Source organism: Streptomyces sp. NPDC042346 (assembly GCF_055581845.1).
Map to the genome: position 1 here is coordinate 108,999 of NZ_JBVJEH010000015.1, position 26,038 is coordinate 135,036.

Below are 26,038 nucleotides of genomic sequence, written 5' to 3' on the forward strand. Positions count from 1 at the left end.
ATCGGTTTTCACCGTGCGGTCTCCAGCTGCCGGCGGACGCGTTCCGCGTCCACGGCGCTGAGGCCGCCGTACTGCTCCAGGGCCCGGGCGAACAGGGCGACCGCGTCCTGCGCCCGTCCGGCAGCCGCTGCGCTCTGGCCGAGCATCTCCAGGTCGCGTGCGGTCCACTGCCGGGCGCCGAGGTCCGCGATCGCACCAGGAACGAATGCGCCGTTGATCGGCGGACCGTCCTCGGCGATCCTTGCTGAACCAGCCTAGGAACTGGCTTTCCTGATGAACACTCACCCGCGGTACGGGTTGGCCCGCGCAGCCGGGCCCCGGTCGATGCCGGGGACGACCGGGAGGAATCGCGATGGCGACAGAGGCCCGCAACCGGGCGGAGATCGGGGTGGTCTCCGGGTTCCTCCTGCGCCTGCTGCGCGAGAGCATCCCCCAACCCCAGACCGGCCTTGCCAACCGCCTGGGCGTCGACCTCGGCACCCTCCAGGGCTGGGAGAGCGGCCGCCGCCCCCTGGGTAACGTCCGCTCCGCGGAAGTGCTCCGGCTCCGCCGCACCCTGGTGCTCCTCGGTGCCGACAGTGCCCTGGTCGGCTGGCTCGACGCCGCGATGGACGCGGACCGCATCCTGACCGCTGTCCTGCGCCCGCCGGTCGAGCCAGCGGAGCACCCGCTGGCAGGATGGGTGCAGTCCCGGGAGACCGCGCACCTGGTCGCCTGGGCGGTGCGAGGCATCGCCCCGCCCGCCCTCCAGGCTCTCGCCGCGCGGCCACGGCGTGGCCCCGCCCCGATCAGCCCCCAACTCGCAGCCGCCGACCGGGTGGATTTCTTCACGAGCCTTCGGCGCACCGCCGAGATGGCCGACCGGGCGGGGGAACAAGGCCTGCTCCTGCGCCGCCAGAGCCTCTATCTCGCCTCCTACGACACGGCCCCGGACGCCGAGGACTGGTCGGAGCAGGCGCTGCGCACCATGCGGCCGGCGCTGGCCCTGCGCGGCTACACCCCGCGGTGGATCGAGGCCCGCACCGCCGCGACGGTCGCCGCTCGCCAGGGCGACCCCGGCCCGCTGCGCGACTTCGTCGCCACCGCTCTGGCCGACGACGAGCACGGCGAACTCGCAAACCTCTCGTACTGGGCGTACTGGCTGGGCTCCATGCCGGCCCACCAGGCAGACGACGGATTCCTCCACCGCCCGGAACCGACCGCGTGGAATCCGCTCCACCTGTTCCAGCAGTTGGTCGGCTCGCTCCACGACGCTCCCGGCACCGTGGACCTGTACGTCCACTCCGTCACAGCCCTGCTCGGACTGCACCCCTGGCTGCCCCTTGCCGTGCCCGCCACCGCCCGGTACCTGCACGAGCGGGCCGCCGAACTTCTCGACGCCCGCCTCGTGTCCCCGGTATCGCGGCACGACCTGGAATCGGTCCACTACCTTCTCCAGCAGACGAACTGACACACCGGCAGGAGCGCAACCGTGACCGAACACCAGCCCACCGACGCCGAGATCGCCGCCACGGCCGCCCTGATCTTCGAGGCCGGAACCCTGCGGGACCTGCCGCGCACTGGCTGGCGCTACGACGGCATCCCCGATGGTGAGAGCGTCGCCGAGCACAGCCACCGCGCCGCCATCATTGGTATCGCGCTGGCCGCTCTGGAAGGCGCCGACCCCGCCCGCACCGCCATGCTGTGCGTGCTTCACGACCTCCCCGAGGCCCGTACCGGCGACCAGACGCCCGTCACCCGTCGCTACGTCACCGTTGCCGACCCCCGTACGGTGACGGCCGACCAGGTAGCCGACGCCCACCCGGCCGTCCGGCGCGCCGTGGCGACAGCCGTCGAGGAGTTCGAAGTCGACGCGACACCCGAGGCCAGGTGCGCCCACGACGCCGACAAGCTCGACTGTGTGTACCGCGCCCTGGAGTACGCGGCCGTCGGCTACCCCACGGCCGGCAAGATCGAGAGGTGCACAGCCGCGCTGAAGACTGATTCCGCTCGCCGCCTGGCGCACGCCGCCACTTCGATGGACCCGGCGCTTTGGCAGCGCATCCGGCCGAGCATCTCGGCCGCGCCGTAGCGATGCCCCGAACGGCCGGATCCCGTCGGGCTGGTCAGCGGCAGTGACCATCTGCGGCATCGAGCCTCCTCGTCCATGAGTGGCGGAACGGATCTCCGGCGCGGGGATCCGCTGCCGGGAGGCCAAAGGACATACCGCCGAGGCGGATCTCGACCACTTGTGTGCGTTCAGGGGATCCCGCTCAAGGCGGTGATCCGGTACCCGGGGAGTTGTCAGCTCAGGCACGGCGGTCTCCGACCGGCTGGACGGGGATTTGCATGCGGTTTCGCCGGGTGGCCAGGGCTCTGCGGTACGCGCCTGCGGCGTCTTGGGCCGCCGGCCCGGCGAGCCTCCAGTCGCCGTCGGCCGCCGTGAACGGGTACCAGTTCCCCTCAGCGTCGACGCGAACCTGGACGCCGACGAGCATGTCGGTGATCCGGTTGCCCTCGGCCGACAGGGGCGCCCGGCTGGCGGGCCGGAGCGGGCCGATGGCCTGCTGGGCTCGCTCTAGCAGGGCCGGGTCGGCGGGGAACTCCGTGCGGGCGGCCCGCACTCCTGCCGCGCCGGCCACTTCGTGGGCGGCGAGCAGCAGGCGCAGTTCGTCGGGTTCCAGGCCGAGGCGGTGGGCGAGGTCGGGTACCTTCCCGGCTCCGGGCAGGGCGGCGGCGATGCGGACGGCGTCGCTGACCGGGTCGCTGTCCAGCGTGCCGCGGCCCGCGAGGAGGCGGGTGGCGTCGTTGGCCGCGAGGCCGGTGAGATGGCGTAGCTGGGCGAGCGCGGGGGCACGTTCGGGCGGTGCGGGCAGGGACGCGTTGGTGAACGTGACGGTGCCCGGCTCGGAGAGGGGGCTGGATGCTTCGGGGGTGCTGGACAGGGTGGCCGGCCGGGCCTGGAACGCCTGGTGAGCGGGGACGAACGCGACGTAATGGCGTTGGCGTTTGGAGCGGGCGCCGGGGGCGTGGTCGTGGAGGAGCTGGGTGAAGCGGTGCCCGCGAAGTCCCCGCAGGAGAAGGAGGAGGGCGGGGTCGGCGTTGAGGCGGTCGGTGACGGCGTGGGCGAGGGCGGCGGTGTGCCGGCAGGGTGCCTGGCCGCAGGAGCAGTCGAACGTGAAGTGGGTGGGGTCGGGGGTGATGGCGACGCCGCCGGTGTGGTCGGAGTCGGTGAGCGCGGCCGGGAGGTGCCCGGCGAGCAGCAGTTCCCGGTGCGGGCCGGCCGCGAGGGCGGTGCCGAGCGTGGCCTGCTCGTCGGCGGTGAACGGCGTGAGGTCCAGCCGGGCGCGGGCCGGCTCGTCCTGGTGGGCGGTGACGATCCCGCTGGCTCTCCCTGCGGCCAGGTTCAGGTCGCCGACTCCGCCTGCGAGGTGGATCGCGCTTCCCTGGAGGAAGGTGTGCTGGTGGGCGGCGGCCTGCTGCGCGGCGAGCTGCCAGGTCTGGGCCCACGGGCCGTGCGGGGTCATGGGCGCGCTCCGAGGGTGATGAAGTCGGCGAGCGCGGAGTCCGAGAGCTCTCCGAGCGCGGTCTCCGCGGCATGGGGTACGGCGGCGTCGGCCAGGGCCCGCTTGTGGTGGAGCAGGGCGTCCACGCGGTCCTCGACTGTCAGCTCGGTCGCCAGCCGGTGGACGCGGACCGTGCGTTCCTGGCCGAGGCGGTGGGCGCGGTCGGTGGCCTGGTCCTCGACCGCCGGGTTCCAGGGGCGGTCGTAGAGGATCACGTCCCCGGCGCGGGTGAGTGTCAGCCCGCTTCCGCCGGCCTTCATCGTGCTGATCAGGATCGGACTGTGTCCGTCCTGGAATGTGTCGACGAGGTGCTGCCGCTTGGGGCCGGGCGGGATGCCGCCGTGCAGGAACAGGGGCGCGATGCCCTGCGCGGTGAGGTGGGCGACCAGCAGACGCCCCATCGTGGCGTAGTTGGTGAACACCAGCGCGCTCCCGTCGGCATCGGTGATCTGCTCGACAAGTTCGTCAAGTGCCGCGAGCTTGCCCGAGCGGCGCCGCGCCGCCAGCACGTCGTAGGTGTCTGGGTCCTGCGGCTTCTCACCGAGGTAGTGGGCGGGGGAGTTGCACACCTTCCGCAGCTCGGACAGGAGCGTCAGTACCAGGGCGCGCCGGTGCAGTGACTTGGCGGTGCGGATCTCCTCCATTGCATCCTGGGCCGCCCGCTCGTACAGGACGACCTGTTCGGGCGTCAGCGGGATGTACCGGTGGGAGATGATCTTCGGGGGGAGTTCCTGGAGGATGTGGGCGTCGCTCTTGCGCCGGCGCAGCAGGAACGGGCTCATCAGCCGGGACAGCCGACGGGTCGCCTCACCACCGGGGTCCGCCTCGATCGGGCGGGCGAAGCGCTCGCCGAAGGCACGCACCGTCCCGAAGAGTCCGGGGTTGGCGAGGTCGGAGACGGCCCACAGGTCCTGGAGGCGGTTCTCCATCGGGGTGCCAGTCAGCACGATGCGCCGCGTGCTGGGGATGCGGCGAAGGGCGCGGGCCGTGCGGCTCAAGTGGTTCTTGATGTGCTGCCCTTCGTCGACGATGAGGAGGTCAACGGGGTAGTCAGCCAGGGTCTCGATGTCGCGTAGCGCGGTGCCGTAGGTGGTGATGACGACCGTGTCCGCGGTGACGCCGTCGAGGGTGCGCTCGGGGCCGTGGTAGGCGTGGGTCGGGTTGCCGGGGGCGAAGCGGGCGATCTCGCGCTGCCAGACGGTGAGCATGCTCGCGGGGCAGACGATCAGGTCCGGGTGGGGCCGGGTAGCCCGTTCCCGGCGGTGAAGCCGCACCGCGATGGTCTGGACGGTCTTGCCCAGGCCCATGTCGTCGGCCAGGACGGCGCCGAACCCGAGGTCGAGGGTGTGGGCCAGCCAGCTCATGCCGCGTTCCTGGTAGTCGCGCAGCGTGGTGGTCAGCGCGGCGGGCGCGGGCACCGGCTCGCGGGCGCCGGGGCGCAGTGCCTCGACCAGGTCGGCGAGCGGTCCGGCCGGATCGCAGGGATGGTCCACTCCATCGACGGCAGCGGCGCCGGTCAGCGCGGCGTCCAGGGCCCGAGGGGCGTCGAGGGTGCCGATGCCGCGGTGGCCGGCGCGGTGGGCGGTGGGCTCGTCAAGGAGGACCCAGCGCCGCCGCACCTGTTGCAGCGGCCGGGCCGAGGCGGCGAGGGCGTCCATCTCCGCCTCGGTGAGGTGGTCGCCGTCGAGGGCGAGCTGCCAGCGAAAGTCCAGCAGGTTGGCGAGGCCGAAGCGGTGCGGGGCGTCGGAGTCGTCGGGAACGGGGCGGGAGCCGACGACGGTCCGCAGCTGCAGCCCCATCGCCCAGTGCTCGGGCCAGGCGACCTCGACGCCGGCCCGGGTGAGGCGCTGGCCCATCTCGCCCAGCAGCAAGGCCGCCTCCGCGGGGCGGACGGTGAACCGGCCGGGCCGCTCCTGCTCCAGCAGCCGGCCCAGCGGAGGCCAGGCGGGCTCTGCCGCCCGCAGCGCGCTTCGGACCCGCTCCAGCCGGACGGGGTCGCAGCCCGCAGCCGGCAGGTACTCTGCGGCGGGGACGAGGTGGAGACGGCCGCCGCGCATGGTGGCGGTGCGCAAGCCCAGGTGGGCCCACAGGAGATCGGTGTCCAGGGGGCTGCCCTCGGATGGCTGCTTGATGGTCAGGACCAGCGCCGGCAGACGGCGTCCGATGCTGCGCTCCACCTGGTCGCACCAGGACCGGAGTTGGCGTTGCTGCGGGCGCGGCACCGGGCCGCTCCACGGTCCGGTCCCCAGGACGGCGGCTGCGCCGGGCCCGCGGACCACCGCCTCAGCGACAGCGTCCAGGTACTGGCGCAGCACCGTGCGCGGCGCCCACAGCCGGTACGGCGTACGGGCAACTGGCACGCAGTGGCCGTGGGGTGGCATGGCGTCGGCCAGCCCTGCGGCCTCGGCGGCCACCGCCGCCGGGAGCGGGCCCAGGCGCCACACGTCTCGCTCGGCAGCGTCCAGGGTCGGATAGAGCAGTCCGGCCGCGATCGTGGTCAACGCGAGCCGGGTCGCCCTCGCCCACAGCCACGCCGACGGATGCAAACCGTGGTCCGGCAGCTGGGCCAGGACACCGGTCAGCAGTCGCACCGGCACCCGCCAGACGGGAACGGCCACCGCCCGGACACCCACACCCATGTGCGGGAGTACCAGCTCGAGGTCGCTCTGCAGGAGCGGCGCGGGGCAGTTGCCCGGGAGCGAAGCGCCGTCCACTCGGTAGAGGGCCATCGCCACGCCGCCGTCTACCAGCTCGGCGACCAGCGCCGCACCGTCCAGCAGGACGTCGCGCACCGCTCGCTCGGCCGCCACTGCTTCGGCGGTACTCGCTGCCGACGGCCGGCGCTGCGCCGGGACCAACGCGGGTTCGGGGGCAGGTGGGGTGGCAGATGCGGTGGCGGTGGTGGGTGCGGGTACGGTACTGAGTCGCCGGACTAGGGCACGCGCCGCCTCGCGCCGGGCAGCCTGCTTGCCGACGGCGCGAGCGGTGGCCGTGTAGAAGGAGTCCTGGACGCGGCAGGACATGGTGCAGGGGAATTGGGGGCCGGTCGGAACGCCGATGTCCTCCTTGAGGTCGGTGATTGTCCGCTGGTCGCTCAGCACCTTCACCACCCGCAGCGGGTCCAGGCCGTCGGTGCGCTCGGGTGGGGCCACCATCCTCACCGGCCTGCGCTGGCGTTGCCGGGGCTGGAGGGACGGCAGGTCGAGGACGCGCCGCAACATCGCGTCAGCCGCCTTTTCCTGGGCGCTTCCCGTGCTCGCTCCGCTCCCACGGCACTCGAGGTCTTCGCCTCCGGCACTGCACGAGATGCGGCAGCTGAACATCAGGGAGGTACCGGTCAGCGCGTCGTCGTCCTCGATCCGCAGACCGGTCAAGAGCATCGCCTGTTCCATCTCGCGCAGCGTGGTGACGCTGTTCTTGTCTCCGGCCGAAGGGCCAGGTTGAGGGTCTGCGGCGGCTGGACCGTCGAGGTCGGGCGCTGGAAGGCTGGCGAGGTTGGCCAGCAGGTGCAATGCGGCGACGGAGAGGGCCACTGTCGGCGAGCGGTAGGCGCCGCCGGTCACCTCGTGCGCGTGCTCGCCGACCTTGTAGACGGCTCGGACGGCAAGGCGCTTCCCGCGGTCGGCGGGGTCCGCGGCTGGCTCCTGGTGGTAGACCGGCCTGCGGACCCCTGCCTCCTTGGCGTGGACCTTCAGCACCGCCTGGGCCTTGCCGGGGGCCGCTGCGGCCTCCAGCGCGGTTCGGCGTACCGGCTCCCACTGCGGCCCTGCGGCCCGGAACAGGATCTGGTGGAGGTCGCGCGCGGTCAGGGCTCCCGCACGGGTCCGGGCGGAGATCTCGGCCAGGACCGCCGGCGCCACCGTCTCCAGCGTGCACAGCCGCAGCAGCTCGTTGTGGAACGCGCCCGGACCAGCGGTCTGCGGTTCCGGCACCGGTCGGGCGCCGTGGGGCGACCAGCTGTCTCCGTCCGGTGTGTCCTGGGCTACCGGGTGGGCTCCGCTGAGGTGTCCGAGCAGGCTCAGGAACGCCAGGTCCTGCGCTTCCTCCAGGCTGTAGGAGAACGCGGCGGCACCGTGGGCGAAACCGCCGTCCGAGCGCCGACCGGCCTGGACGGCCACTCCCTCCCCCGGCACCGGGGCCTGGCGGACCATCAGCCGGGCGGAGCTGTCGGCGGCCTGGTTGTGGGCGGTCAGCACGGTGACCGCCTTGCGCGGCGTCGCTGCCATCGCCTCCCACGCCGCGCCGGCCAGCGGCAGGAGGCCGGGCGCCTTGTCGCCGAGCAGCAGGGCACGCAGGTACGGCGCGCGGACCCGGCCGGCGCTCACCCGCACCACCAGCTCGTCCTTGAACGGCTCCGGGACCACGCCGTCGGCGCAGACCGTCCGCAGTAGCCGGCCGAACGCGCGGTCGGGGAGGGCGCTGAGTTCCGCTTCCGGGGCCGTCAGGGGCGCCGGTTCCTTCTTCTTCTTGAGCCGGAGGTACTTCGCAAGCTCGGCCGGGCTGACCGTTCCTCCGGTCATGATGTTCGTGCTCCTTGCAGGGGTGGTGCGGCTGGACGATCGGCCAGCAGGCTGTACCGGTCGGCGACGGCGGCCGCGCTCAGGCGGGTCGGGGCGCCGAGTTTGGCGAGGAGCCGCTGGATGTGGGTGCGGGCGGTGCTGACCGTGATCCCGAGCCGGACACTGATCTCGCCGGTGTCGAGGCCGTCGCAGATCAGACCCAGGACCTCGAGTTCGCGGGTGGTGAGCGCGTCCAGCAGCTGCTGCCGCTCCTGGTCGTGGGGCGAGGCGGCATGGTCGCGGGAGGCGAGCGCGTCGTGGAGGAGGCCGGCCGCGATGACGGCGCGTCCGGTCCGGGCGAGTCGGCAGGCGTGTTCGACCTCCTCCAGGCCGGTGGTGGCGGGCACGAACCCGGCGGCGCCGGCGCTCAGGAGCGCCAGCACCCCGGCGGGGTCGGGCCTCCCGATGACGATCACCGGGACCGCCGGCAGGGCAGTGTGCAGCTGCTGCACCTCCGCGGCCGCCGTGCCGTCGGCCGCGTCCAGGCTGAAGAGCACTGCGGTGAGCGGCCGTCCCGGCGCCGGGACGATCAGGCCGGGCCCGGGGTAGGTGGTGGCCTGGTGCCCGCGGCGGGTGAGTGCGGAGGCGAGCGCCGTGATGTGCAGGGCCGGGGAGCCGAGGACCGCCACTCGAAGGGGGTTGGTCGCGTTCACGGTCAGCCCCGCTGCCCCCGGCGCCCGGGCGGGGGCAGCCCCGGGGCGCTGGGGTGCGAGGTCGGTGGAGCTCACTGCCGTACCCCCTGGGTCGCGGTCCGGCCGCCGACCGCGGTGTCGGTGCTCTCGCCGCGCCCCGGGCCGGGCGCGTGCGCCGATCCGGTGCCGGGGAGGACCGCGCGCGGCTGGCCGTGGATGAGCTCAGTGGTGACCGTGCGGGTGCGGGCGTCGAGGGCGGCGAGGATGCGCCGTGCCGCTCCCGGCGCAGCGATGATGAGCTCGTCCGGGGCGACCAGGAGCGGCCCGCCGTGCAGGCCGCGGTCTGCGGTGAGGGCGGCGACCTGCCGGGCGGTCAGCGGAGGGTGGTCGTAGACGCAGACCTGCTCGGCGTCCACCGGGGATGCGATCGGCCCGGCCGGATCGGGGGACCAGCACAGGGCCAGGAGCCGGCCGGCCTCCAGTCGGACCAGACCGGTGACTGCGGTGCCGTGGACGGCGGCGGTGGTGGCCGGGTCTTGGCCGGGCTGGACCCGGCCACCGGGCAGGCCGACGTTCGGACCGGCGCCGACGAGCAGTACACGGCCGTCCGGATCGCTGAGCAGGAGTTCCGCCCGCACCGGCCACAGCGGGCCGGCGGACACAGTCGGGTGAGCAGTCACGCGCTCTCCTGCGGTGCTGTCTGGACCTCTGCGGCGAGGTAAGTGGCGAGGGTGAGGGCCGGGAAGGTGGGACGGATGCTGTTCAGGGGCAGCAGGCCGGTCGCGATGGCGGCGTAGCCGGCCTGCCCGTGGCTTCGGGTGCCGAGTTCCCGGGCCCGCCAGTACGCGGTGACGGTGTGCTCCTTGACGTCCATGGCCGCCGCGGTCTGTTCGGCGGTGCACCCGCCGACGGCGAGCCGGAGCGCCTCGGTGCGCCGCACCGAAGGGCGCCGGGGCGGGAACGGGCCGATCCCCAGCTGGCCGGCGGTCAGCAACCGGTGAGCGGCGACCAGCGCACCGGCCTGCACCAGGGTCGCCGCGCCGACCAGGCAGCACGCCCGGTCACCCGCGTCCGCGACCTCACCGGCGCTCAGCCCGGTGGCGGCCTGGCGAGCCAGGCGGCCACCGGGCAGCAGCGCGTACCGCAGCAGCGCCAGCTCGGCGGCATCGAGCAGCGGCACGGGCGGCATCCCGGCCGCGGCGCTCTCGCCCGTCATTCCCGGGTCCAACCGGCGGCACCGCCGTAGGGAGCGGCGCCCGTGATCAGTATCCGCTCGACGGTGCCCGGCGGCAGAAGATCGGTGCCCGCCACCGCGGTGTGGACGCACAGCAGGGTCACCGGGTCGAACAGGCTCTCGCCGGGGGCGCTGGTCCAGGTGAGGGCGGTGACGAAGTCGACCGCTGCCTGAACCAGCCCGCGCCGGGCGGACGGTCCCCGGCTCGGGGCGGCGGGTGGCTCGGCAGTCGTCTGGAGGGAGATCAATGAGGGCTCCTTGCCGCTCACGAAGTGACAGGTGCTGATGGTGGTGCGGGTGGCCGGGTGCCGCCGAGGGCCGCGTCCCGGTCGCCGAGGCGCTCACACGGCGACCGCGACGGCGGCGTCTTGGGCGGTGGCCGGCGTCTGCTGGCTGGGCAGCACGGTCCGCTCACCCGCGCCGGGGGTGCGGGCGAGCCGCAGGGCTGCCGAGATCAGCGCCCAGAGCGGGAACCCCTGGGGCAGGTTGCCGACCAGGCGCCGCTTCGCGGCGTCCCACATCTCGCTGAGCACGCCGTGTGGCGAACGCAGCGTCAGGAGCCGGTCGAACAGGGCGTGGGCCTCGGTGGTGCGGCCGATGTAGGCCAGAGCCTCGACGAGATGGAAGCTGCAGGCGAGGAAGCTGCCCTCGTCGTCGGTGAGCCCGTCGACGCGGCCGGTCGGGTCGGGCAGGTAGCGGCGCACGAGCCCGGCGGCGTCGGTGAGCTCGCGCTGGATGGCGTCGATCGTGGTGATCAACCGCTTGTCGTCCGGGGGCAGGAATCCGCTGGTGGCCATGAGCAGCACCGCGGCGTCCAGGTCGCTGCCGCCGTAGTACTGGGGGAAGGCCCGCACCTGGGGGTTGTAGGCGCGCTGGAGGATGTCGTCCTTGATCGTGTCCCGCTCGGCCGCCCACCGGGCGACGGTCGCCGGGTCGGCCGGCCCGGTCCCGGTCCCGGTGGCGGTGCGGTCCTGGGCCCAGTCGACCAGCAGGTGCAGGCCCTGCCAGCACAGCAGGGCCGAGTGGACGAAGCGCCGCTTCGGGCCGCGGACCTCCCAGATCCCCTCGTCGGGCCGGCGCCAGACCCGCACGATCTCTTCGCCGAGCGCGACCATGAGGGTGTCCACGCGGGCGTCGGCAGGCAGGCCCGCGCGCTCGGCCGCCACCAGCGCCTCGATGACCTCGCCGTAGATGTCGTTCTGTACCTGGTCGGCAGCAGCGTTGCCGGCCCGCACCGGGCGGGAGTCCTCGTAGCCGGGCAGCCAGTGCAGCTCCCGCTCCGTCAGGGTCCGGGATCCGTCCAGCCGGTACATGATCGCCAGGTTCTGCACGTCCCCGGCGATGGCGCGCAGCAGCCAGTTCCGCCACCACGCCGCCTCCTTCAGCGCGCCCAGCCGGACCAGGGCGAGGATCGTCAGCGCCGCGTCCCGCAGCCAGCAGGCCTCGTAGTCCCAGTTCCGCTTCCCGCCGAGCGCCTCGGGCACGCCGCGGGTCAGCGCCGCCGAGACGGCGCCGGTGAGACGGATCGTCAGGGACCGCAGCAGGATGGCGCTGCGCCGTACCGGCTCCTGGTAGGGGCCGGTGTACGTGAGTTCGGCGGTCCATTCCTCCCAGTCGCGGCGGGTGGCGTACAGGTCGGTGTCGGCGTGCGGACGGCTGTCGGAGTCGGTGTCGCCGATGGTCAGCGTCAGTGCCGTCCGGGTGCCCTCGGCAGCGGTGAACCGGACCCTCCACCGGCCGAAGGAGTCGAGGCCGTGGACGGGGCCGTCGAGGAGGAGGGTGACGGGACCGGCGGACAGCCGCAGGGTGTGCCGACCGTCGGCGCGTTCCAGGATCTCGGAGTGGCCGGGCAGTCGGCCGTCCTCGAAGCGGGGCTGGAAGACGGAGTGCATCTCGACGGTGCCGGTGACGCCTTCGACGATCTGGTGGAGGCGGGTGAGCGCGCCGCCGTGTGGCTGCGGCGGCATGAAGCTGATGATGCGCACCGTGCCGTCGGGGGTGTCCCACTCCTGGGTGAGGATCAGGTTGTCGCCGTCCCAGCCGCTGCGGTCGGCTCGGCCCGCACCGGCCGGCGCCAGGCTCCACTGTCCGTGCCGCTGGTCGCCGAGCAGCCGGGCGAAGTGCAGGCTCCCGCCGATCCGGTCCGCGCCGTACTCGACGACGCCGCTCGTGCTCAGCAGGACCGCGGCCTGGTTATCGCCGAGGGGGACGAGTTCCTCCAGTGGAGTGCTCGGAGCGGCGGCGGGCGGGGCGAAGGTGGTGGTCTGCACGGTGGTGGCTGTTCCGTTTCGGTGTGGGTGGGTGGGAACGGCTCGGGGCCGGTCGAGGAAGTCGGCGGCCGGGGCCGCCGAAGGGGGTGAGCAGCCGGAAGGGGGCGGCTGCCGATCGGGTCACGGGCCGGGCGGTACGCCGGCTTCGGCCTGCACCAGGCGCGCCTGGAGACGCCGGGCGTCGCGGGGGTTTCCGCTGTAGAGGGCCAGCGCCGCGCGCAGCAGCTGGGCGACCTTGTCCGGGTGGCCGGCGGCTGCGGCCGCGTCCGCGCGCCACTCCAGGGTCAGCGCCTCCCAGGCGCGCGAGCCCTCGGCGGCGAACTCCGACTGCGCGTGGTGCAAGGTCCTGGCCCCGTCGGCGGTCTCGCCGTGCAGAAGCTGGATCCGGCCGCGCCAGGCGAGCGCCCGGGCTGCGTCGTGGAGGTCCTCCACCGCTAGAAGGGTGTCGCGGGCCCAGTCCAGGTCCGCCAGCGCTTGAGCGTGGTCACCGAGGGCGGCGTGCACCTGACCGAGGAGGATGTCGGTCACCGCCGCGCCGCGCCGGTAGCCGATCTGCTCGCGCAGTTGCCGGGCCTGTTCCAGGTGCGACAGTGCGGCGGCGGCCTGCCCGGGAGTGGGAAGGTCACCGGGGCCAACCCGGTCGATCTCGATGAGGGTGGCGCCGATCTCGTGCCGGTGCTGGCTCTCACCGCGCGGATCAGCGTCCAGGCGGGCCAGCTCCAAGGCCTCCTCGATCAGGGGGATCGCGTCGGCGGGGCGATGCAGGCCGCGCAGCGCCACCGCGTGCTGGTTGAGCATCTCGCGCAGCACCAGAGAGTCACCCGTGCGGCGGGCGGCACCGACCGCGAGTTCGCACGCCGGCAGCCACAGTTCGTAGGGGCGAAATCGGTGCCACAGCGGCCACAGCGCGTGGACCATCTGCCAGGTCAGGTCGTCCCAGCCGGCCGCCGCGGCGGCGGCGAGGGCCGGGCGGATCTGCTCCCCCTGCCCGGCCAGCCAAGCCCATGCCTGCTCGCGGGAGTCGAAGTGCGGCTCGGCGGTGACCGGGTGGAGGTAGGTGCGTGCCAGGTCGCGGTGGTGGGGGGCCAGGTGCCGCTCGGCGCGGGTGAGGGCGGCCAGCCACCACTCCAGCGCCCGGCGCCGCCACTCGGTCAGCTGCTCCGGGCCGTCGGTGAGGTGGGCCAGGTCGGCGGCGGCGCGCCGGCCGTCGCCGACCGGGACCAGGGTGAAGGCGTCACCGGTGGCCGCCATGAGCCCGGCCCGCTCCAGCGCGGCGAGGCTGCCCCGGGCGGTCGCGCGGTCGGTGGCGAGGACGGCGGCGAGCATCTGCTCGGTGATGCTGTCGAACGGCACGGTCCCGGCGGCCCGGTACGCGGCGGCGACGTCCTCGGGCAGCGCCCGGTACGACTCGGTCAGGTGCACAGTGATCACGTCCAGGGTGTCGTCGGAGCGGAGCACCGGCTCGGCGCCGGGATGGGTCTGCAGGCGGGCGGCGGCCAGGGCGATCAGCAGCGGACGGTTCCGGCACGCCTCGACCGTGGCCCGGGCCACCCGCGGGTCGGGAACGTGCCGCGCTCCGGCCAGGAGCGTCAGCAGCTCCACCGCCTCGGCCGTCGGCAGCGGCCCCAGCTCGTGGTGATCGGCGCCGACGGCAACCAGCCCGGGCAAGGCGCTGCGGCTGGTGACCAGCACGGTGGACCCGGCGGCCGGCAGCACCGCGCGCACCTGCTCGGCGTTGGCCGCGTCGTCCAGCAGCAGGGCGATGGGACGCTCGGCGGTCGCGCTGCGGAACCAGGCGGCGGCCTCGCCCAGGTCCTGCCACGGACCGTCCCAGCCCAGCGAGCGCAGCAGCCGGGCCAGGACGTCGAGTTCGCGGGCCGGTCCGCCGACGGCCGCACCACGCAGATCCGCGTACAGCTGGCCGCCGGGCGGCATCGGCAGACTGGTGAGCAGTTCGGTGGCGAGGGCGGTCTTGCCGGTGCCGGCCGGGGAGTGCAGGACGTGGATCCGGTCCGGGGCTCGCCCCAGCTCGACGGTCAGGTGCGCCGTGATGTCGCGCCGGTCCAGGAAGTGCGGTCCGCGGCGAGGCAGTTGAAGCGGCGCGGGTGGTCGGCCGGCCGGGGCTGCGGAGTTGATCGTCAAGCTCCCGACCGAGCGGGCCTGAACGACGGCGCCGAAGACGCCGCTGCCGCCGATCTCGTTGCGGCTCTCGACACTCACGCGACCCCTCCCCCGATTGGGAGGTCGGTCTCGTGCGCGGCGCGGTGCGGGTGGGTGTCGGGCAGCAGGTCCAAGCGGTGGCCGAGGGCGACGGCGTGGGCGGTGTCGCGGGCCAGCAGAACGTCTCGGGCCGCGGCCAGGACCTTGTGCATCCGCCCGATCGAGATGCCCAGGCTCTTCGCACTGGCTTCCGCGCTCAATCCCGCGGCGGCGTTCGCCAGCGCACCGGACTCGGCGCTCTTCAGGTCGCGGCTGGTCCGCCCCGGGCGGATCGGGGCGACGTCGCCCGGGTCGATCAGCCGCCACCGGATGGCCAGGTCCACCAAGTGCGGGATCCGCTCGGCCCCGAGGAGCGTGCGCAACCTCTTGATGCCGTCACTGACCTGCTTCTCCTTCAGGCCGAGCTGGCGGGCGATGGCCGCCGCGGTCAGTCCGCGGGCCAGGGGCAGCAGCAGTGCCGCGTCGGCCGCGGCAACCACGATGGTGTGGCCGCACGGGCACGGCTCGCCGAGCACCTCCGCCGGAGCGGCGGGCTCCGGTGCGCCGGGCGCGGCGGTGGCGGTGTCCGCGCCCGGCAGGGCGGGCGGTAGGGCAGCCGCTGTGCCTCTCGGCTGGGCGGTCCGCTCACGCGGGGCACCGGTGCCGATGGATGGTGCCGGTCGGGCGGCGGTGGGAACGGGCGGCACAGCGAGATCTCCAGACACAAGAGCAGGTGGCGGGCGGTGGAACTGCGGTCGCGCCCACGGCTACGGCGGCCGGGCCCGGTGGATCGGCGGGTGCGGCGCGCTGCAGTTCCGCCGGGGCACGCGGTCGGCGTCGGTGCCCGGCATCAGACCGGCACCTCGGGGTAGGCGGCGGCGACTCGTTCGGCGAGCTCGGCGTGGCCGGCGTCCGTGAGCTCGGCGGCCAGGTCGACGACCGTGCAGCCGCGCAGGACCGCCGCCTGGGCGGAAGCGACCAGCCAGCCCACCAGCGGGTGGTTGTAGGGGACGGTCGAGGCCTTGACCTTGGGTACGGGGACGGCCCCGGCAGGGGAGGGCTGGTAGAGGGTGCCGCAGTAGCCGTACTCCGGGTCGGGGTCGGTGGAGCGCACGGCGACCCAGCCCTCCGCCAGGTGGCCGCAGGCCAGGACCGACCAGGCCGCCCCTTCGAGGGACAGCGGAGGGTGGAGCGTCACCGCGCCCTCCGGCCAGCCGGCGGGCGTCTCTTCCTCCCCCCGGACGTCGCTCAGGAGAAAGAGGACGCCCTTCTCCGTCCAGTCGGCCTCGGTGAAGAACACCTGGCAGCGCAGGTCGTCCATTGCGGCGGCCTGGCGCTCCGGATGGGCGTAGCGGTACCGCGGTGCGCCGTCCGGGCACTCGCTGACCCGCTCCCACAGGACGCCGCGGGCGTCGCGGTCCTCTTCGCCCTCGTCGGCGTAGCCGATCCCGACCGGCGCGGGGCCGTTCATGGTGTAGACGACGGTGGGCCGGTCCTGCACTTCACCGTGACGGACCGTCAGGTAAGGGACGGGCGCCTCGGTCGGTGACAGCGGTGCGCGTCCCATCAGGCCACCTCCGCGGCGGCGGCAGCGCCGAGCGCGGCCAGGACGCCCACTCGGGAAGCCGGCCTCTCCGCACGCCCGACGCCGATTCGGACCGGAACTCGGAGACCGGTGCTACTGCGCCGGTGCAGCAGCCGGGCCCTGGCCTCCAGGGCCCGGCCAGCGCCGCGCGCGGTCGCGCGGCCGGCGAGACTGCCGGGGCCCGGCAGCAAGGTGAGACCGCAGACCCCCAGCTGAGCTGCCCGATGGGCGGCGGCATCGACGAGCAGCAGCCGCCCGGCGTCCCCGACGGTGGGCGGCGGTGCCTCGACAAGGAGCTGGACGGGCAGCCCGGCGTCGATCGCCGCCCGAATGCCGCTCAGCGACTGCTGGTAGCTCGCCTGGTGCGGCAAGGCCAGCTTGTCGTGTTCGAACTCGGTGGGCGCGTGAAGCCGCACCCGCAGGGCATGGACGACACCGGCCAAGTCCTCGGCCAGTCGCGACAGGCCGGGCCGGTTGGTCGTCACGGTCACCAGCAGGCCCGCGCGGTGCAGCAGCCAGGCCGAGCGGACCAGGGTCTCGTCCGGGCCAGCAGCCAGCAGGTTCACCGCGACGACGCCGGCCCGGCCCAGAGCGGCCGGCGCGGCGTGCGCTTCGGCGAACGTCCTACTGGGGGCGCTGACGGCGAGCACCGGTGCGCGCCGCTCCTCCGGCCAGCCAGTGACCTGCTGGTCGTCCATGGCAACCCGGCCGCAGGGAAGCGGCTGCGGGCCCCGGTGGGCGGCCCCGGTCAGCGGGTCGAAGACCAGCGGCCGGTCGCCGGAATTGTCCTCTACAACGGCGAAGGTGCGGATCTGCCTCACGCGGCGGCCCCCCGGTCGCGGTCGGCGGCCGGCGCGGCGGGATGCACGAAGACCATGTTCGGTGCGGTGCCTGCGCCCGCGCGGTCGGGCACGACCGCCAGCACCAGCCAGCGCTCGACGGCGTTCGCGTAGCAGCGCCACGTCCCGTCGGCGCTCACCGTGGATTCCTGGAGTTGCCCCTGGACGAAGGCGCTGAGGTAGCCGGCGTCCTCGCCGTTGGGCACGGTGGCGGCGAGCAGCGCTTGGACGAAGCGCTGCCGACTCCTCTCGGAACGGAGTGCGGAGTCCGGGAGGCGATGAACCTCGGTGCGGCTGCCGTCCCCGTACCGGCAGACGGTGAACGCCGGGCCGGCGACGTCCGTGGCTTCGGCGCTTGCCCAAGGGGTGTCGGCTGACGCGAGGAGTGCCACCGGCAGTCCGGACGTGTCCGCGACGGCCTGGGCGCGCGCCGCGCCGGGAAGGTTCTCGATGTCGCGGTGGAACACGGTGGCGGTCATCCCGCACCACCGCCGGGCATCGGCGGGGCGTCGGCGAGCATCGCCTGGACTAGGTCGGCGGGCCGGGTGAGCGTGTCGGTCGGCGGCACGGACAGCCAGTACCGGCCTTGGGCGGTGCGGCCGGGGCGCGGGCACCGTACGGAGTGCGCCGAGTGGACGGAGCCGTACAGGGCGAGGCCGTCGGCAGTGCCCGGCTCGCACAGCAGTTCCAGGCAGCTCCGCGGGGTGGTGGCCAGCACCGGGCCGACCGGGTCACCGATCAGCAGCAGCCGGGCGACGGCGGCGACGGCGACCGGGGTGAGCAGGCGTACCACCTCGAAGCGGCCCACGCCGTCGATCTCCGCGGGCAGGACCTGGTCCGCCCACGGGTTGGCAGTCGCTTCGGGGCCGGCGAGCCAGGCTGCGAGCCGGTCGTGGTCGGCCGGGCCGCCCTTGAGCACGGCGAGCTGCTCGGAGGTCAGCTGGGGCGCGGTGGCCGGGACACGGGTGAAGCAGCCCGGGGCGCGGCCGGGGACGACGGCTCTCACCAGGTCACCCGCTCGTACACAGGGGGCACGACCGTGCCATCGGGGCCCAGCTGGCCGCCGTCGTCGAAGACCAGCGTGCCGCTGGCCAGCCGCCCCCAGCCCTGCGCGGGGGCGAAGGAGACAAGCTTGTCCTCCTCGGTGTCGGACGTCGTGCTGGACGAGGGCGCTTCGGCGGGCATCGCGGGCTCCTTCGGGCGATCGGGGTGAACGGAAGCGAGGCGGGTCGCGGTCACCGGACCGGCCGCCATGCGGGCACCGGGCGCTCGGCGAGGGACGGATCCGCCCGCCTGGCACGCGGCGCCGCCGCCCGCCTGGCACGCGGCGGCGGCGCGGGCGGGCGCAGCACCGCGGCGACGTCGGCAAGCCGGGTGAACCCGACACCCGGCCGGACCCGCCAATACAAGCCCTCCGACGGGGTGGCGGTCAGCGGCGGGACGTCGATCTGGGTGCCCTGCGGCATCATCCGCACCACAGGTGCGCGCGGCACCGCCTCGCGGAAGTGCTCTCCCGGCGGGAGGAGAAGATCTGAGTAGCCGAGCGCCGAGGTGATCACCGGCCCGCAGTCGAAGCCGATCGCGGCCAGCACCGTCTCCGCCTCCTGCTCGTTGCACCGAAGCGCGTCGAACGCACGCCCGCAGTAGAAGCGGACGGTGTGGGCCGGCAGCCACACCGGCCGGGACGGGAACGACGCCTGGGCCGGGACTCGGGTGTTGTTCATCGCGGCCCCCTACGGCTTCCGGGCGATCACGGCGTAGACGTCGGCCCGGGGCGGGGCCGACGGCGCGTCCGGGCCCAGGGACGGCGACCAGCGCGGCAGGGGGACGACGCCGGGGCCGAGGAGCTCCCAGCCCTCGACCAGGCCGGCAACCTCCTCCCGGCTGCGCGCGACGTGGGGCAGACCCGCCGCCCTGTGGCCGGCGGCCGCAGCGCGGCCGACCGGGGTGTCGGCGCTGCGGTGGCTGACCACCAACCAACTGCCTTGGGCGACGGCGGCCTTGTAGGCGGCCACCACTTCGGCGGCGGCCTCGATCTCGTGGAGAACGTCGAAGAAGAGCAGCGCAACCGGCCGGTCCGTATGGATCGGCACGTCGGTCCGGCCGAGGACGGCGGCCGGGTCGGTGAAGTCGCCCTGGTGGTGCCGCACGCGCACCAGGCTGCCCACCGGGGCGGCGAGCAGGGCCCGTGCGTGCGTCATCACCAGCGGGTCCCGGTCGACATGCACCACCGTGGCCCCGGGTGGGGCCAGGCGGTGGATCTCGCCGGGTGCCGACTCAGGAAGACGGAGGGTCCAGTACGGCAGGGGGAGGCCGCACCCGAAGTCGATGAACTGGTCGGCGCCGAGCTGGGCGAGGCGGGCGGTGGCGAGCGTGCGGAACCGCTTGCGGGCCATGGCGAGCTTCCTCGCGTGCGGGTGGGCGTCCAGGACCTGTTGCGCTGCCTCCCGGTCCGCGGGGAAGTGCGTCTGCCCGCGGAGCAGGTAGTCCTCCACCCGGGCGGACTGCGCGAGATGCAGGTCAAGCCGCCGGCAGGGGTCCTCACCGAGATCCGGGGCGGTGGCCGGCCAGGGGGTGCGGATTCCGGCGCCGCCCACCTCGCGCGGCAGGGTGTGGAGCCTGGTCGCGGGGCGGTGCGGCCCGGCGGGGCGGTGGGCGGTGCGGGGCATCGGGTTCTCCGGCTGTCGCGGGCGGCGGGGGATCGGACCTGGACGTCAGGCCGGCAGTGCGGCGGCGGGGGCCAGGCGGTCGGCCAGTGCAGCGAGTTCCCCGCCGATGACTCCCAGGTCCGCCTCGCCAGTGGCGAGGACGGCCAGCAGCGACCCGTCGCCCGCCGTCACGATCAGCAGCTGGGAGTCGCGGTAGTCGACGGCGATGTGCTGGGTGGGGGATCCCTTCAGGGCCCCGGCGACGCCAGCACTGAGGGAACCCATGCCGGTGACCGCTGCGGAGAGGATGTCGGCGATGTCGCGGGGCATGCCGTCGGTGGCAGCGAGGAGAAGACCGTCGGAGCTGACCTGGAGTGCGTGGCGCACGCCGGAGAGCTTCCCGGACAGGGCGTTCAGAGTCTCGGAGAGGTCGGTGCGGGGCTGATTCATCGAACCGTGTCTTCCAGGGTGTCGGCGGCAGGAGCGGGGGCGGACGCCGGTGGTGCCGGCGGAGCGTCAACGGGGGCGAGCAGGGGGACGGGCAGGTAGACGGTGGCGCACGTGCCGCTGCCCGGGGCGGACTGCAGCTGGACGTGGAACCCGATCGCCGTGGCCGCCAGGGCCACGGTCCGCAGCCCGATCCGGGGGCGGTTCCGGCGCGGTGCCGGACGGATGGTCCCCGGGGCGGGGGTCGCGTCTGCCGCGGGGTGGAGTCGGCCCTGGACCAGCGCGGTGGCCTGGGCCAGCGAGAGGTCGTCCATGCCGGGGCCCGAGTCGGTGACGGTGACCAGCGCGCCGCCGTCGGTGCTGCGCCCGACGTGGAGGTGTACGAGTTCCTCGCCTCCGGCGCGGACGGCGTTGTCGAGCAGTTCGGTCAGGGCCGTCATCAGCGGCTCCACCGTTTGGCCGTGCACCTGAACAGTGGAGTCGCCAGCCACCTGGACCCGCCGGAAGTCAGCGATCGCGCACTGGGCGCCCCGCGCGACCTCGACCAGGGCCGCTGGCCTGCGTCGTCGCTCGGGCCAGGCCCCGCCGGCCAGCACGATCGCGCGCAGCACGCCGTGGTATGCCATCGCGTTGGCGTGGTCGAGGCTCATCATCGAGTCGAGCTCGTCGGGGTCGGTGAGCGACTGCTGCTGCTGGGCGAACATGCGGCGCTGGCTGGCCAGGACGTCGAGGAGGGGCTCGACGCTGGCCAGCAGGTCTTGGCGGGCCGCGTGCTGGAGCTGGCCGAGGCAGTTCGAGATCTGCCAGGCCGCCTGATGCAGCTCCGGCGGGGCGCTCGGGTGCAGGGGTTGACCGCCGGGTCGGACTGTGCGGAGAACGCGGGGCAGGCTGCTGCGCACGAACTCTGCCACCGCCGTCCGGCCAGCTTCGGCGAGCTGGTGGCGACGGCTGTCCAGCTCGGCGTCCGGCGGGGGTGTGGTACGTCGGTGCTTGCTGCGGCCGATCAGTGACCTGGTACTCACGTTCACCTCCAAGGCAGTGCTCGTCATCGGGTGGGGGCGGGGCGGATGAGGGGAGGTCAAGTCGGCTCGGGGGCTCCGAGCGCGGCGAGCAGGACGTGGGGCGAGGTGGCCACCAGCCGCCCCGGCGGTACCACCCAGTGCACGTCCCGGCCGGATCGCACCACCGCGGGCGGCACGCTCAGGCGGGCGTCGGCCCGCATCAGCCGGGCGCCGCGGTCGCGCCAGCCCGGGTTCAGGAGTCCTGGCTCGACCAGGAAGTCCATGGAGTCGGCCAAGCGGCTGGCCAAGACCATCCCGCACTCGTCCCCCAGCGCCGCGATCACCCTGCGTCCGATCGCCTGCGGCATCCGGACGACGTCGAGGTGGTCTCCGACCACGACGGATTCGACCTGGTCGCGGGGCACCCAGTGCGGGATGACGCCGAAGCTGCCGTAGCCGCTCCGCGGGGTCTGGGACCTGATCCCGGGCGCCGGCCGTCGCCGCTCGGTCGCGCCGGTCACCGGACCTGCCCGGCGGCGAAGGGCACGAGGTCAGCCGTGCACGGGCGGGCCACGGACGCCGCGAAGGCCTTCAGCGCGGATCGCATCGTGTCGAAGGGCGTGGTGCCGTCGGCCGAGACGACGAGCAGGCAGCTGTCGTCGAGAGCGGTGACCATGGCCTGGGTGTCGTGGGTACGACGTGCCCAGTACCAGGTCCTTCCGAGGTAGCCGCCCTCCCGGGCCCACCGCCAGCCGCCCACCGCGACCCGGGCCAGGGCCCCTTCGGTTGCGGGGTCGAGCCCGAGCGTGTGGGCGAGGACCACCCCCGCGGTGGTCGTGCGCACCGCGCCGACTCCGCCACTGATGCCGGTGACCAGCGTGGACAGCCCTGCGGGCGAGCACGGGGGCGAGGTGACGGCGTGCGGCCCGGGGAAGCGAGTCGATCCGAACTCCAGCTCACGGGGTCGGCTGAGCTGGAGCTCGGGCTCCGAGCGCGAGGGATTCAGCATGCGGCGGCCCCCGCGTACCGGTGCCGGCCGGGCCGCTCACGGTCCAGGGTGCGTCGGGTCGGCGACGCCGCAGTGCCGAACACGACGTGCGCGTAGGTGTCGAGGAAGGCGACGTAGCCGGGCGGCACCCTGCCGTGGTCGACGGCCCTGCCCAGGGCGTCCCGCAGCTGCGCCTGAATCGCCAGATCGGCCTCGGTGGCGATCAGCAGTGCTGCGGTGCTGGCCTCCTCACCAATCAGCCGGTACGACGGCCACCCGTGGTCGGCCACGATCGCGGTGAGGAGCTCCACCGCGTGCCGGGCGGCCTTCAGCCGCGCTTCCGCCCACGTGTAGTCACCGGTGCTGGCCTGCCGCCGGATCGCGCGGCGGACGGCATCGGCCTCGCGGACGAGCTGGCCGGCCACCAGGTCATCGAGCGTGAAGTCTCCCGCCTCCCGCTGGTCGATGGTCTGCTCGGGCGCCGCCGGGTGATGCCCGGACACCGAGAGCAGATCAACTCCGCTGCTGTGCACAGCGGCTACCGCCGTCAGCGGCTGGCCGGCCGCCTGCGCCGGTGCAGTGGCGGCCGGGTCGACGCGCCCGGACGACGGCCGGTGATCGTGGTCGGCGGCACGGCCGCACGCATACGGCTGGAAGGGGCCATCGGCGCAGCCGGTCCGCATCAGCTTGCCGAGCCGGTTGAGGAACCGGCGCCCCGGCGCAGACGGCTTGCGCCGCCGTGCTCCTCCAGCGCGGATGGTGATCATTTCCCCCCCAGGGAACGGTGATTGGATGTGGTGACGTGTGCGTCTCAGGTAGCGAGCGCTGGCTCGGTGACTCTCTGGAGGCACTTGGCGGTGCCGTCGCTGCGCCAGTAGGCCGTGATCCGCTTCCCGTCACCGGCCTCTGTCCGGCCGAGGGTCAAGTGGTCGCTCAACGCGCTGACCAGTTCGAGCCCGCGGCCACCGGCATCGCCCGCTCCCGCCACGCGCTCAACCGGGCGGGTGAGGTTCTGGTCCTCGACCGAGACGGCGACCATGCTGCTGTACCGGGCGACGGTCACGGTCACGGAACCCTTGCCGTCGCCAGGCCCTCGCCCGTGCAGGAATCCGTTGGTGATCAGCTCGCTGGCCACCAGGACCACGCCGTCGGCCAAGTCGGCCAGGCCCCAGCCGACGAGCTCGTCGCGCACCAGACGGCGGCCGGCCGAGGGAGCGGCTTCGTCCGCCACCAGCTCCACCGCGCGCAGCTCTTCGACCTCACTGCGGTCCGGCAGCGTACCCGGCTCCGGCTCAGGGAGCAGCCAGGACAGGTCCGGGCTTGTCGTCATGCCTTCAGCTCCCTCGCGTCAGCGCCGCTGCGGGGCACCTGGCCCTGCGTGCTGCGCACCTGTGCTGTCGAAGCGGCTGCCGCCGCCGGGCGCCCGCGGTGTACTGCCGGCAAGGGGCAGAGCGGGCCGGAGACCGTCGCTGGTATGTGACTCACGCTCACTCCGCCCTTCGCGTCGAAGCCGGTGTCGGCCGACGACGGGCAGCACGATCGCGGGCCCCGGTCGTTGACCTTGACGAAACCGCCTCGGCCCGGTGCCGCGGAGGAATATCGTCGACAGTGAGCGAACCGCCGATCACCGCCTGTGGGTAGCCCGCAGCGGCTGCGGATGCCGCTAAAGCTGCTAAAGATCGTTTCGGAGAAGGGCGGCGAGCCGTGGCGCTTGAGCGCAACCTGGCGTTGGAGGCCGCCATCAAGGAGCTGGGCTGGTCGCAGGAGCGAGTGGCCACCCACTTCCGGCACGTGGCCACCGAGAGCGGAGCCGTCGAACTGCTGTCGGTGACCCGCAGTCACATCTCGCAGTGGCTGCGGGGAGTGAAACCGAGCGACCGCGCCGCGGATATCTTGTGCGCGACGCTCTCCAGAGGACTGGGGCGCGTGATCACGGCCTCGGAGGTCGGGCTCGCCCCGGCCAGCCAGGCACGCCCGGCGTCCGAGTGGGACGTCGACAGCGTTTCCGCACTCGCAGACCTCGGGAGCACCAGCGACATGTTGAGCCGGCGACAGGTGATCGGAGGCTCGATCTACTCCGCGGTCGGAGCCGCACTCCCGCCCGTCCACTGGTGGGACGGCCGGCTCGCCACGGCGCGGAAGCGGGCGCCGGTCTCGCGCCTGGTCATCAGCCCGGTGGAGGTCGAGGCCGTGCGCGAGGCGACCGCCTTCTTCTCCTCGCGGGACCAGCGCCTGGGCGGCCGCGCGGGCCGAGCGGCCCTCACCACCTACCTGCGCACCGACGTCGTCGACTACGTCACCGGGCGATTCCCTAGCGAGCAGGTACGCCGCGACCTCGTCTCGGCGGCCGGTGAGCTCGTCTACCTCGCCGGCTGGATGGACTTCGACGCCGACCGGCAGGGCTCGGCCCAGCGCAACTTCCAGCTGGCGCTCGCCCTGGCCGCCGAGGCGGACGACGCCCCGCTGGCCGGCCACATCCTGCGCGCCGCCGCTCACCAGGCCGTGGATCTCGGCCACCCGGGCCGGGCGCTGGAGTTCGCCGAGGCCTCCGTGGACCGCCGCCGCTACGGCCTGGCCGGCTCCCGGGAGAAGTCGCTGCTGGGTGTCGTCCACGCACGGGCCCTGGCCGCCGCCGGCCGCCGGCACGACGCCCTGACGGCGCTGCGGCAGGCCGAGGACGACCTCGGCAACGCGGGCACACCCGGCGGTGGCGACGATCCGGCCAGGGTCGGCTTCTTCGGCGAGGCCAGCCTGGCCCACGAGACGGCCTGCACCCTGCGCGATCTCGGCGACCTCCGGGGAGCGGAGACCGCGTTCGTGCACAGCGTCCGCACCCGCCCGCCGGCCTTCGCCCGCACCCGCGCCGTCACCTTGGGATACCTCGGCGACGTCCAGGTCCGCCAAGGCCGGGTGGATGCCGCGTGCGTCACCTGGCACCAGGCCTTGGACGCCATGGCCGGACTCCAGTCCGGCCGGGCCCGCAGCACCGTGGTCCAGATGCGCCGCGCCCTGTCCCCGGTCCGGGGCCGGGGCGGCAGCACCGCGGCCCAGCTCGACCGGCGCGCCCAGGAGTTCCTGCGCACCGTAGGCTAACCGCGCCACAGCTACGAACACCCGGCCCCGGTCACGCCCTTGGGCGGATCGACAGGCCGACCGAGACGGGAGCCAGCCGTGCCCGAAACGCTCCACTTCACGCCGATCGCCACCCTCGTCGGCGGGCACCTCAAGCCCGCCGACGACTACCAGGGCGGCGTCGAGTCGATCATCCGACTGAACGAGGAGTACCCGCTCGAGACCCTGCTGGGTATCGACCAGTTCTCCCACCTCACGGTCACCTGGTTCTTCCACCTGGCCTCGCCGGACGATGTCCAGCTCCACGCCCGCAGCCCCCGCGGGGACAGCCGGTGGCCGGCCACCGGCACCTTCGTCCACCGCAACCACCGCAGGCCCGCGCAGATCGCCACGTCCTACCCGCGCCTGCTGCGTGTTGACGGCCGGGACCTGCACGTCACGGACCTGGACGCCGTGGACGGCACCCCCGTGATCGACCTGGCGCCCTGGTTCGCCGCGATGGGCCCGCGCGGACCGATCGTCGAGCCGGCCTGGCCGAGCGAGATGCTCACCCACTACTGGGACGACGCCGCCGACCGTAGCCGCTGAAGCAGCACCGAGCCCGCAGCCTGCTGGTGCAGGCACCGCTACCCGATCCCGTACTGGGCGGTCACCGCGCCCGGCAACGACGAGGAGGCGCTTCGGCAGGGCGAGACCCGACCTGGCTGAGCTGGTGGACTCCACGCCGTTCCTCCTTCGAGATGCCGACTGCCATGAACGCCGGAGCCGACGGCCGAGTGGCCCTCGGGGCTCTGCGAGCTCGGCAAGACTCGCCGGGGTGGCCGGACGTGACAACCAAGCAAAAACGGGCCGAACGGAGAAAGCCGGGCCGAACGTTGGGCCGTCGCCGACGCGCGGCTCGGTTTCAGCAGCGAAACCGAGCCGTTCTCGAACCGAAGTCGCCGCAACGTGCACGGCTGGGGTCAATGGGCCCGCACAATGACCGGTATGACGAATCGTCACGGTCGGCCTTGCGTACT

At 73.9% G+C, this 26,038-nt stretch carries 27 protein-coding genes; 4 read left to right on the top strand and 23 right to left on the bottom strand.

Annotated elements, in window-relative coordinates; genetic code table 11:
• Positions 1-8 precede the first annotated feature (8 nt).
• Positions 9-146, bottom strand: a complete 138-nt coding sequence (locus ACZ6K0_RS40800; RefSeq protein ID WP_469235140.1) for a hypothetical protein — start codon at positions 144-146, stop codon at positions 9-11.
• A gap of 206 nt (positions 147-352) precedes the next feature.
• Between ACZ6K0_RS40800 and ACZ6K0_RS40805 the strand changes: the two genes are divergently transcribed.
• Complete coding sequence (locus ACZ6K0_RS40805; protein ID WP_469235139.1) at positions 353-1,450, top strand: helix-turn-helix domain-containing protein; 1,098 nt, start codon at positions 353-355, stop codon at positions 1,448-1,450.
• Positions 1,451-1,471: 21 nt separating this feature from the next.
• Positions 1,472-2,071 (top strand): HD domain-containing protein, encoded by a 600-nt coding sequence (locus tag ACZ6K0_RS40810; protein ID WP_469235137.1) that lies wholly within the window; start codon positions 1,472-1,474, stop codon positions 2,069-2,071.
• A gap of 217 nt (positions 2,072-2,288) precedes the next feature.
• Here ACZ6K0_RS40810 and ACZ6K0_RS40815 read toward each other — a convergent pair whose 3' ends face one another.
• The 22 genes from ACZ6K0_RS40815 to ACZ6K0_RS40920 form a co-directional block, all read right to left on the bottom strand.
• Positions 2,289-3,506 (bottom strand): hypothetical protein, encoded by a 1,218-nt coding sequence (locus tag ACZ6K0_RS40815; protein ID WP_469235135.1) that lies wholly within the window; start codon positions 3,504-3,506, stop codon positions 2,289-2,291.
• Positions 3,503-8,065 (bottom strand): DEAD/DEAH box helicase, encoded by a 4,563-nt coding sequence (locus ACZ6K0_RS40820; protein WP_469235133.1) that lies wholly within the window; start codon positions 8,063-8,065, stop codon positions 3,503-3,505. The genes ACZ6K0_RS40815 and ACZ6K0_RS40820 overlap by 4 nt, the downstream gene beginning before the upstream one ends.
• Complete coding sequence (locus tag ACZ6K0_RS40825; RefSeq protein WP_469235132.1) at positions 8,062-8,832, bottom strand: helix-turn-helix transcriptional regulator; 771 nt, start codon at positions 8,830-8,832, stop codon at positions 8,062-8,064. The genes ACZ6K0_RS40820 and ACZ6K0_RS40825 overlap by 4 nt, the downstream gene beginning before the upstream one ends.
• The gene (locus ACZ6K0_RS40830) at positions 8,829-9,416 is read right to left on the bottom strand and encodes an NUDIX hydrolase (protein ID WP_469235130.1); all 588 of its coding nucleotides are present in this window, start codon (positions 9,414-9,416) and stop codon (positions 8,829-8,831) included. Before ACZ6K0_RS40830 ends, ACZ6K0_RS40825 begins: the two co-directional genes overlap by 4 nt.
• Positions 9,413-9,952: a helix-turn-helix domain-containing protein gene (locus ACZ6K0_RS40835; RefSeq protein WP_469235127.1), complete on the bottom strand. Its 540-nt coding sequence runs from the start codon at positions 9,950-9,952 to the stop codon at positions 9,413-9,415. The genes ACZ6K0_RS40830 and ACZ6K0_RS40835 overlap by 4 nt, the downstream gene beginning before the upstream one ends.
• Complete coding sequence (locus tag ACZ6K0_RS40840; protein WP_469235125.1) at positions 9,949-10,218, bottom strand: hypothetical protein; 270 nt, start codon at positions 10,216-10,218, stop codon at positions 9,949-9,951. The genes ACZ6K0_RS40835 and ACZ6K0_RS40840 overlap by 4 nt, the downstream gene beginning before the upstream one ends.
• A 93-nt stretch (positions 10,219-10,311) precedes the next feature.
• Positions 10,312-12,240, bottom strand: coding sequence for a glycoside hydrolase family 15 protein (locus tag ACZ6K0_RS40845; RefSeq protein WP_469235124.1), 1,929 nt, complete (start codon positions 12,238-12,240; stop codon positions 10,312-10,314).
• Positions 12,241-12,360: 120 nt separating this feature from the next.
• The gene (locus ACZ6K0_RS40850) at positions 12,361-14,460 is read right to left on the bottom strand and encodes a hypothetical protein (RefSeq protein ID WP_469235122.1); all 2,100 of its coding nucleotides are present in this window, start codon (positions 14,458-14,460) and stop codon (positions 12,361-12,363) included.
• On the bottom strand, positions 14,457-15,146 hold the full coding sequence (locus tag ACZ6K0_RS40855; protein ID WP_469235119.1) for a hypothetical protein: 690 nt from the start codon (positions 15,144-15,146) through the stop codon (positions 14,457-14,459). Before ACZ6K0_RS40855 ends, ACZ6K0_RS40850 begins: the two co-directional genes overlap by 4 nt.
• A gap of 143 nt (positions 15,147-15,289) precedes the next feature.
• Complete coding sequence (locus ACZ6K0_RS40860; RefSeq protein ID WP_469235117.1) at positions 15,290-16,006, bottom strand: hypothetical protein; 717 nt, start codon at positions 16,004-16,006, stop codon at positions 15,290-15,292.
• Positions 16,006-16,845: a hypothetical protein gene (locus ACZ6K0_RS40865; protein WP_469235115.1), complete on the bottom strand. Its 840-nt coding sequence runs from the start codon at positions 16,843-16,845 to the stop codon at positions 16,006-16,008. The genes ACZ6K0_RS40860 and ACZ6K0_RS40865 overlap by 1 nt, the downstream gene beginning before the upstream one ends.
• Positions 16,842-17,342: a hypothetical protein gene (locus ACZ6K0_RS40870; RefSeq protein WP_469235114.1), complete on the bottom strand. Its 501-nt coding sequence runs from the start codon at positions 17,340-17,342 to the stop codon at positions 16,842-16,844. Before ACZ6K0_RS40870 ends, ACZ6K0_RS40865 begins: the two co-directional genes overlap by 4 nt.
• Entirely contained in the window at positions 17,339-17,869 is a 531-nt protein-coding gene (locus ACZ6K0_RS40875) for a hypothetical protein (protein WP_469235112.1), read from the bottom strand. Before ACZ6K0_RS40875 ends, ACZ6K0_RS40870 begins: the two co-directional genes overlap by 4 nt.
• Positions 17,866-18,048, bottom strand: a complete 183-nt coding sequence (locus ACZ6K0_RS40880) for a DUF5999 family protein (protein WP_469235110.1) — start codon at positions 18,046-18,048, stop codon at positions 17,866-17,868. Before ACZ6K0_RS40880 ends, ACZ6K0_RS40875 begins: the two co-directional genes overlap by 4 nt.
• Before the next feature lie 50 nt (positions 18,049-18,098).
• Positions 18,099-18,587: a hypothetical protein gene (locus ACZ6K0_RS40885; RefSeq protein WP_469235108.1), complete on the bottom strand. Its 489-nt coding sequence runs from the start codon at positions 18,585-18,587 to the stop codon at positions 18,099-18,101.
• Positions 18,588-18,596: 9 nt separating this feature from the next.
• A complete protein-coding gene (locus ACZ6K0_RS40890) occupies positions 18,597-19,532 on the bottom strand; it encodes an SAM-dependent methyltransferase (RefSeq protein WP_469235106.1) in 936 nt (311 codons plus the stop codon).
• A gap of 45 nt (positions 19,533-19,577) precedes the next feature.
• Entirely contained in the window at positions 19,578-19,961 is a 384-nt protein-coding gene (locus ACZ6K0_RS40895) for a roadblock/LC7 domain-containing protein (RefSeq protein WP_469235104.1), read from the bottom strand.
• Complete coding sequence (locus tag ACZ6K0_RS40900; protein WP_469235102.1) at positions 19,958-20,980, bottom strand: ATP-binding protein; 1,023 nt, start codon at positions 20,978-20,980, stop codon at positions 19,958-19,960. The genes ACZ6K0_RS40895 and ACZ6K0_RS40900 overlap by 4 nt, the downstream gene beginning before the upstream one ends.
• A 56-nt stretch (positions 20,981-21,036) precedes the next feature.
• On the bottom strand, positions 21,037-21,480 hold the full coding sequence (locus tag ACZ6K0_RS40905) for a hypothetical protein (protein WP_469235100.1): 444 nt from the start codon (positions 21,478-21,480) through the stop codon (positions 21,037-21,039).
• The gene (locus tag ACZ6K0_RS40910; RefSeq protein WP_469235099.1) at positions 21,477-21,968 is read right to left on the bottom strand and encodes a hypothetical protein; all 492 of its coding nucleotides are present in this window, start codon (positions 21,966-21,968) and stop codon (positions 21,477-21,479) included. Before ACZ6K0_RS40910 ends, ACZ6K0_RS40905 begins: the two co-directional genes overlap by 4 nt.
• A complete protein-coding gene (locus tag ACZ6K0_RS40915) occupies positions 21,962-22,714 on the bottom strand; it encodes a hypothetical protein (RefSeq protein ID WP_469235097.1) in 753 nt (250 codons plus the stop codon). Before ACZ6K0_RS40915 ends, ACZ6K0_RS40910 begins: the two co-directional genes overlap by 7 nt.
• Before the next feature lie 44 nt (positions 22,715-22,758).
• The gene (locus ACZ6K0_RS40920; RefSeq protein WP_469235095.1) at positions 22,759-23,277 is read right to left on the bottom strand and encodes an ATP-binding protein; all 519 of its coding nucleotides are present in this window, start codon (positions 23,275-23,277) and stop codon (positions 22,759-22,761) included.
• Between the two features lie 374 nt (positions 23,278-23,651).
• Here ACZ6K0_RS40920 and ACZ6K0_RS40925 point away from each other — a divergent pair, with 374 nt between their 5' ends.
• Both ACZ6K0_RS40925 and ACZ6K0_RS40930 read left to right on the top strand, forming a co-directional pair.
• Complete coding sequence (locus ACZ6K0_RS40925) at positions 23,652-25,040, top strand: Tat pathway signal protein (RefSeq protein ID WP_469235093.1); 1,389 nt, start codon at positions 23,652-23,654, stop codon at positions 25,038-25,040.
• 78 nt (positions 25,041-25,118) lie between these two features.
• Positions 25,119-25,607, top strand: a complete 489-nt coding sequence (locus ACZ6K0_RS40930; protein ID WP_469235092.1) for a TrmO family methyltransferase domain-containing protein — start codon at positions 25,119-25,121, stop codon at positions 25,605-25,607.
• Positions 25,608-26,038: the final 431 nt, after the last annotated feature.

Bases quoted from the DNA above. Each gene is read 5' to 3' on its own strand.
- ACZ6K0_RS40815 (WP_469235135.1), bottom strand. From the start codon at position 3,506: ATGACCCCGCACGGCCCGTGGGCCCAGACCTGGCAGCTCGCCGCGCAG.
- ACZ6K0_RS40890 (WP_469235106.1), bottom strand. From the start codon at position 19,532: ATGCCCCGCACCGCCCACCGCCCCGCCGGGCCGCACCGCCCCGCGACC.
- ACZ6K0_RS40880 (WP_469235110.1), bottom strand. From the start codon at position 18,048: ATGCCCGCCGAAGCGCCCTCGTCCAGCACGACGTCCGACACCGAGGAG.
- ACZ6K0_RS40800 (WP_469235140.1), bottom strand. From the start codon at position 146: ATGCTCGGCCAGAGCGCAGCGGCTGCCGGACGGGCGCAGGACGCGGTC.
- ACZ6K0_RS40915 (WP_469235097.1), bottom strand. From the start codon at position 22,714: ATGATCACCATCCGCGCTGGAGGAGCACGGCGGCGCAAGCCGTCTGCG.
- ACZ6K0_RS40870 (WP_469235114.1), bottom strand. From the start codon at position 17,342: ATGACCGCCACCGTGTTCCACCGCGACATCGAGAACCTTCCCGGCGCG.
- ACZ6K0_RS40820 (WP_469235133.1), bottom strand. From the start codon at position 8,065: ATGACCGGAGGAACGGTCAGCCCGGCCGAGCTTGCGAAGTACCTCCGG.
- ACZ6K0_RS40805 (WP_469235139.1), top strand. From the start codon at position 353: ATGGCGACAGAGGCCCGCAACCGGGCGGAGATCGGGGTGGTCTCCGGG.
- ACZ6K0_RS40920 (WP_469235095.1), bottom strand. From the start codon at position 23,277: ATGACGACAAGCCCGGACCTGTCCTGGCTGCTCCCTGAGCCGGAGCCG.
- ACZ6K0_RS40860 (WP_469235117.1), bottom strand. From the start codon at position 16,006: ATGGGACGCGCACCGCTGTCACCGACCGAGGCGCCCGTCCCTTACCTG.
- ACZ6K0_RS40835 (WP_469235127.1), bottom strand. From the start codon at position 9,952: ATGACGGGCGAGAGCGCCGCGGCCGGGATGCCGCCCGTGCCGCTGCTC.
- ACZ6K0_RS40910 (WP_469235099.1), bottom strand. From the start codon at position 21,968: ATGCTGAATCCCTCGCGCTCGGAGCCCGAGCTCCAGCTCAGCCGACCC.
- ACZ6K0_RS40895 (WP_469235104.1), bottom strand. From the start codon at position 19,961: ATGAATCAGCCCCGCACCGACCTCTCCGAGACTCTGAACGCCCTGTCC.
- ACZ6K0_RS40885 (WP_469235108.1), bottom strand. From the start codon at position 18,587: ATGAACAACACCCGAGTCCCGGCCCAGGCGTCGTTCCCGTCCCGGCCG.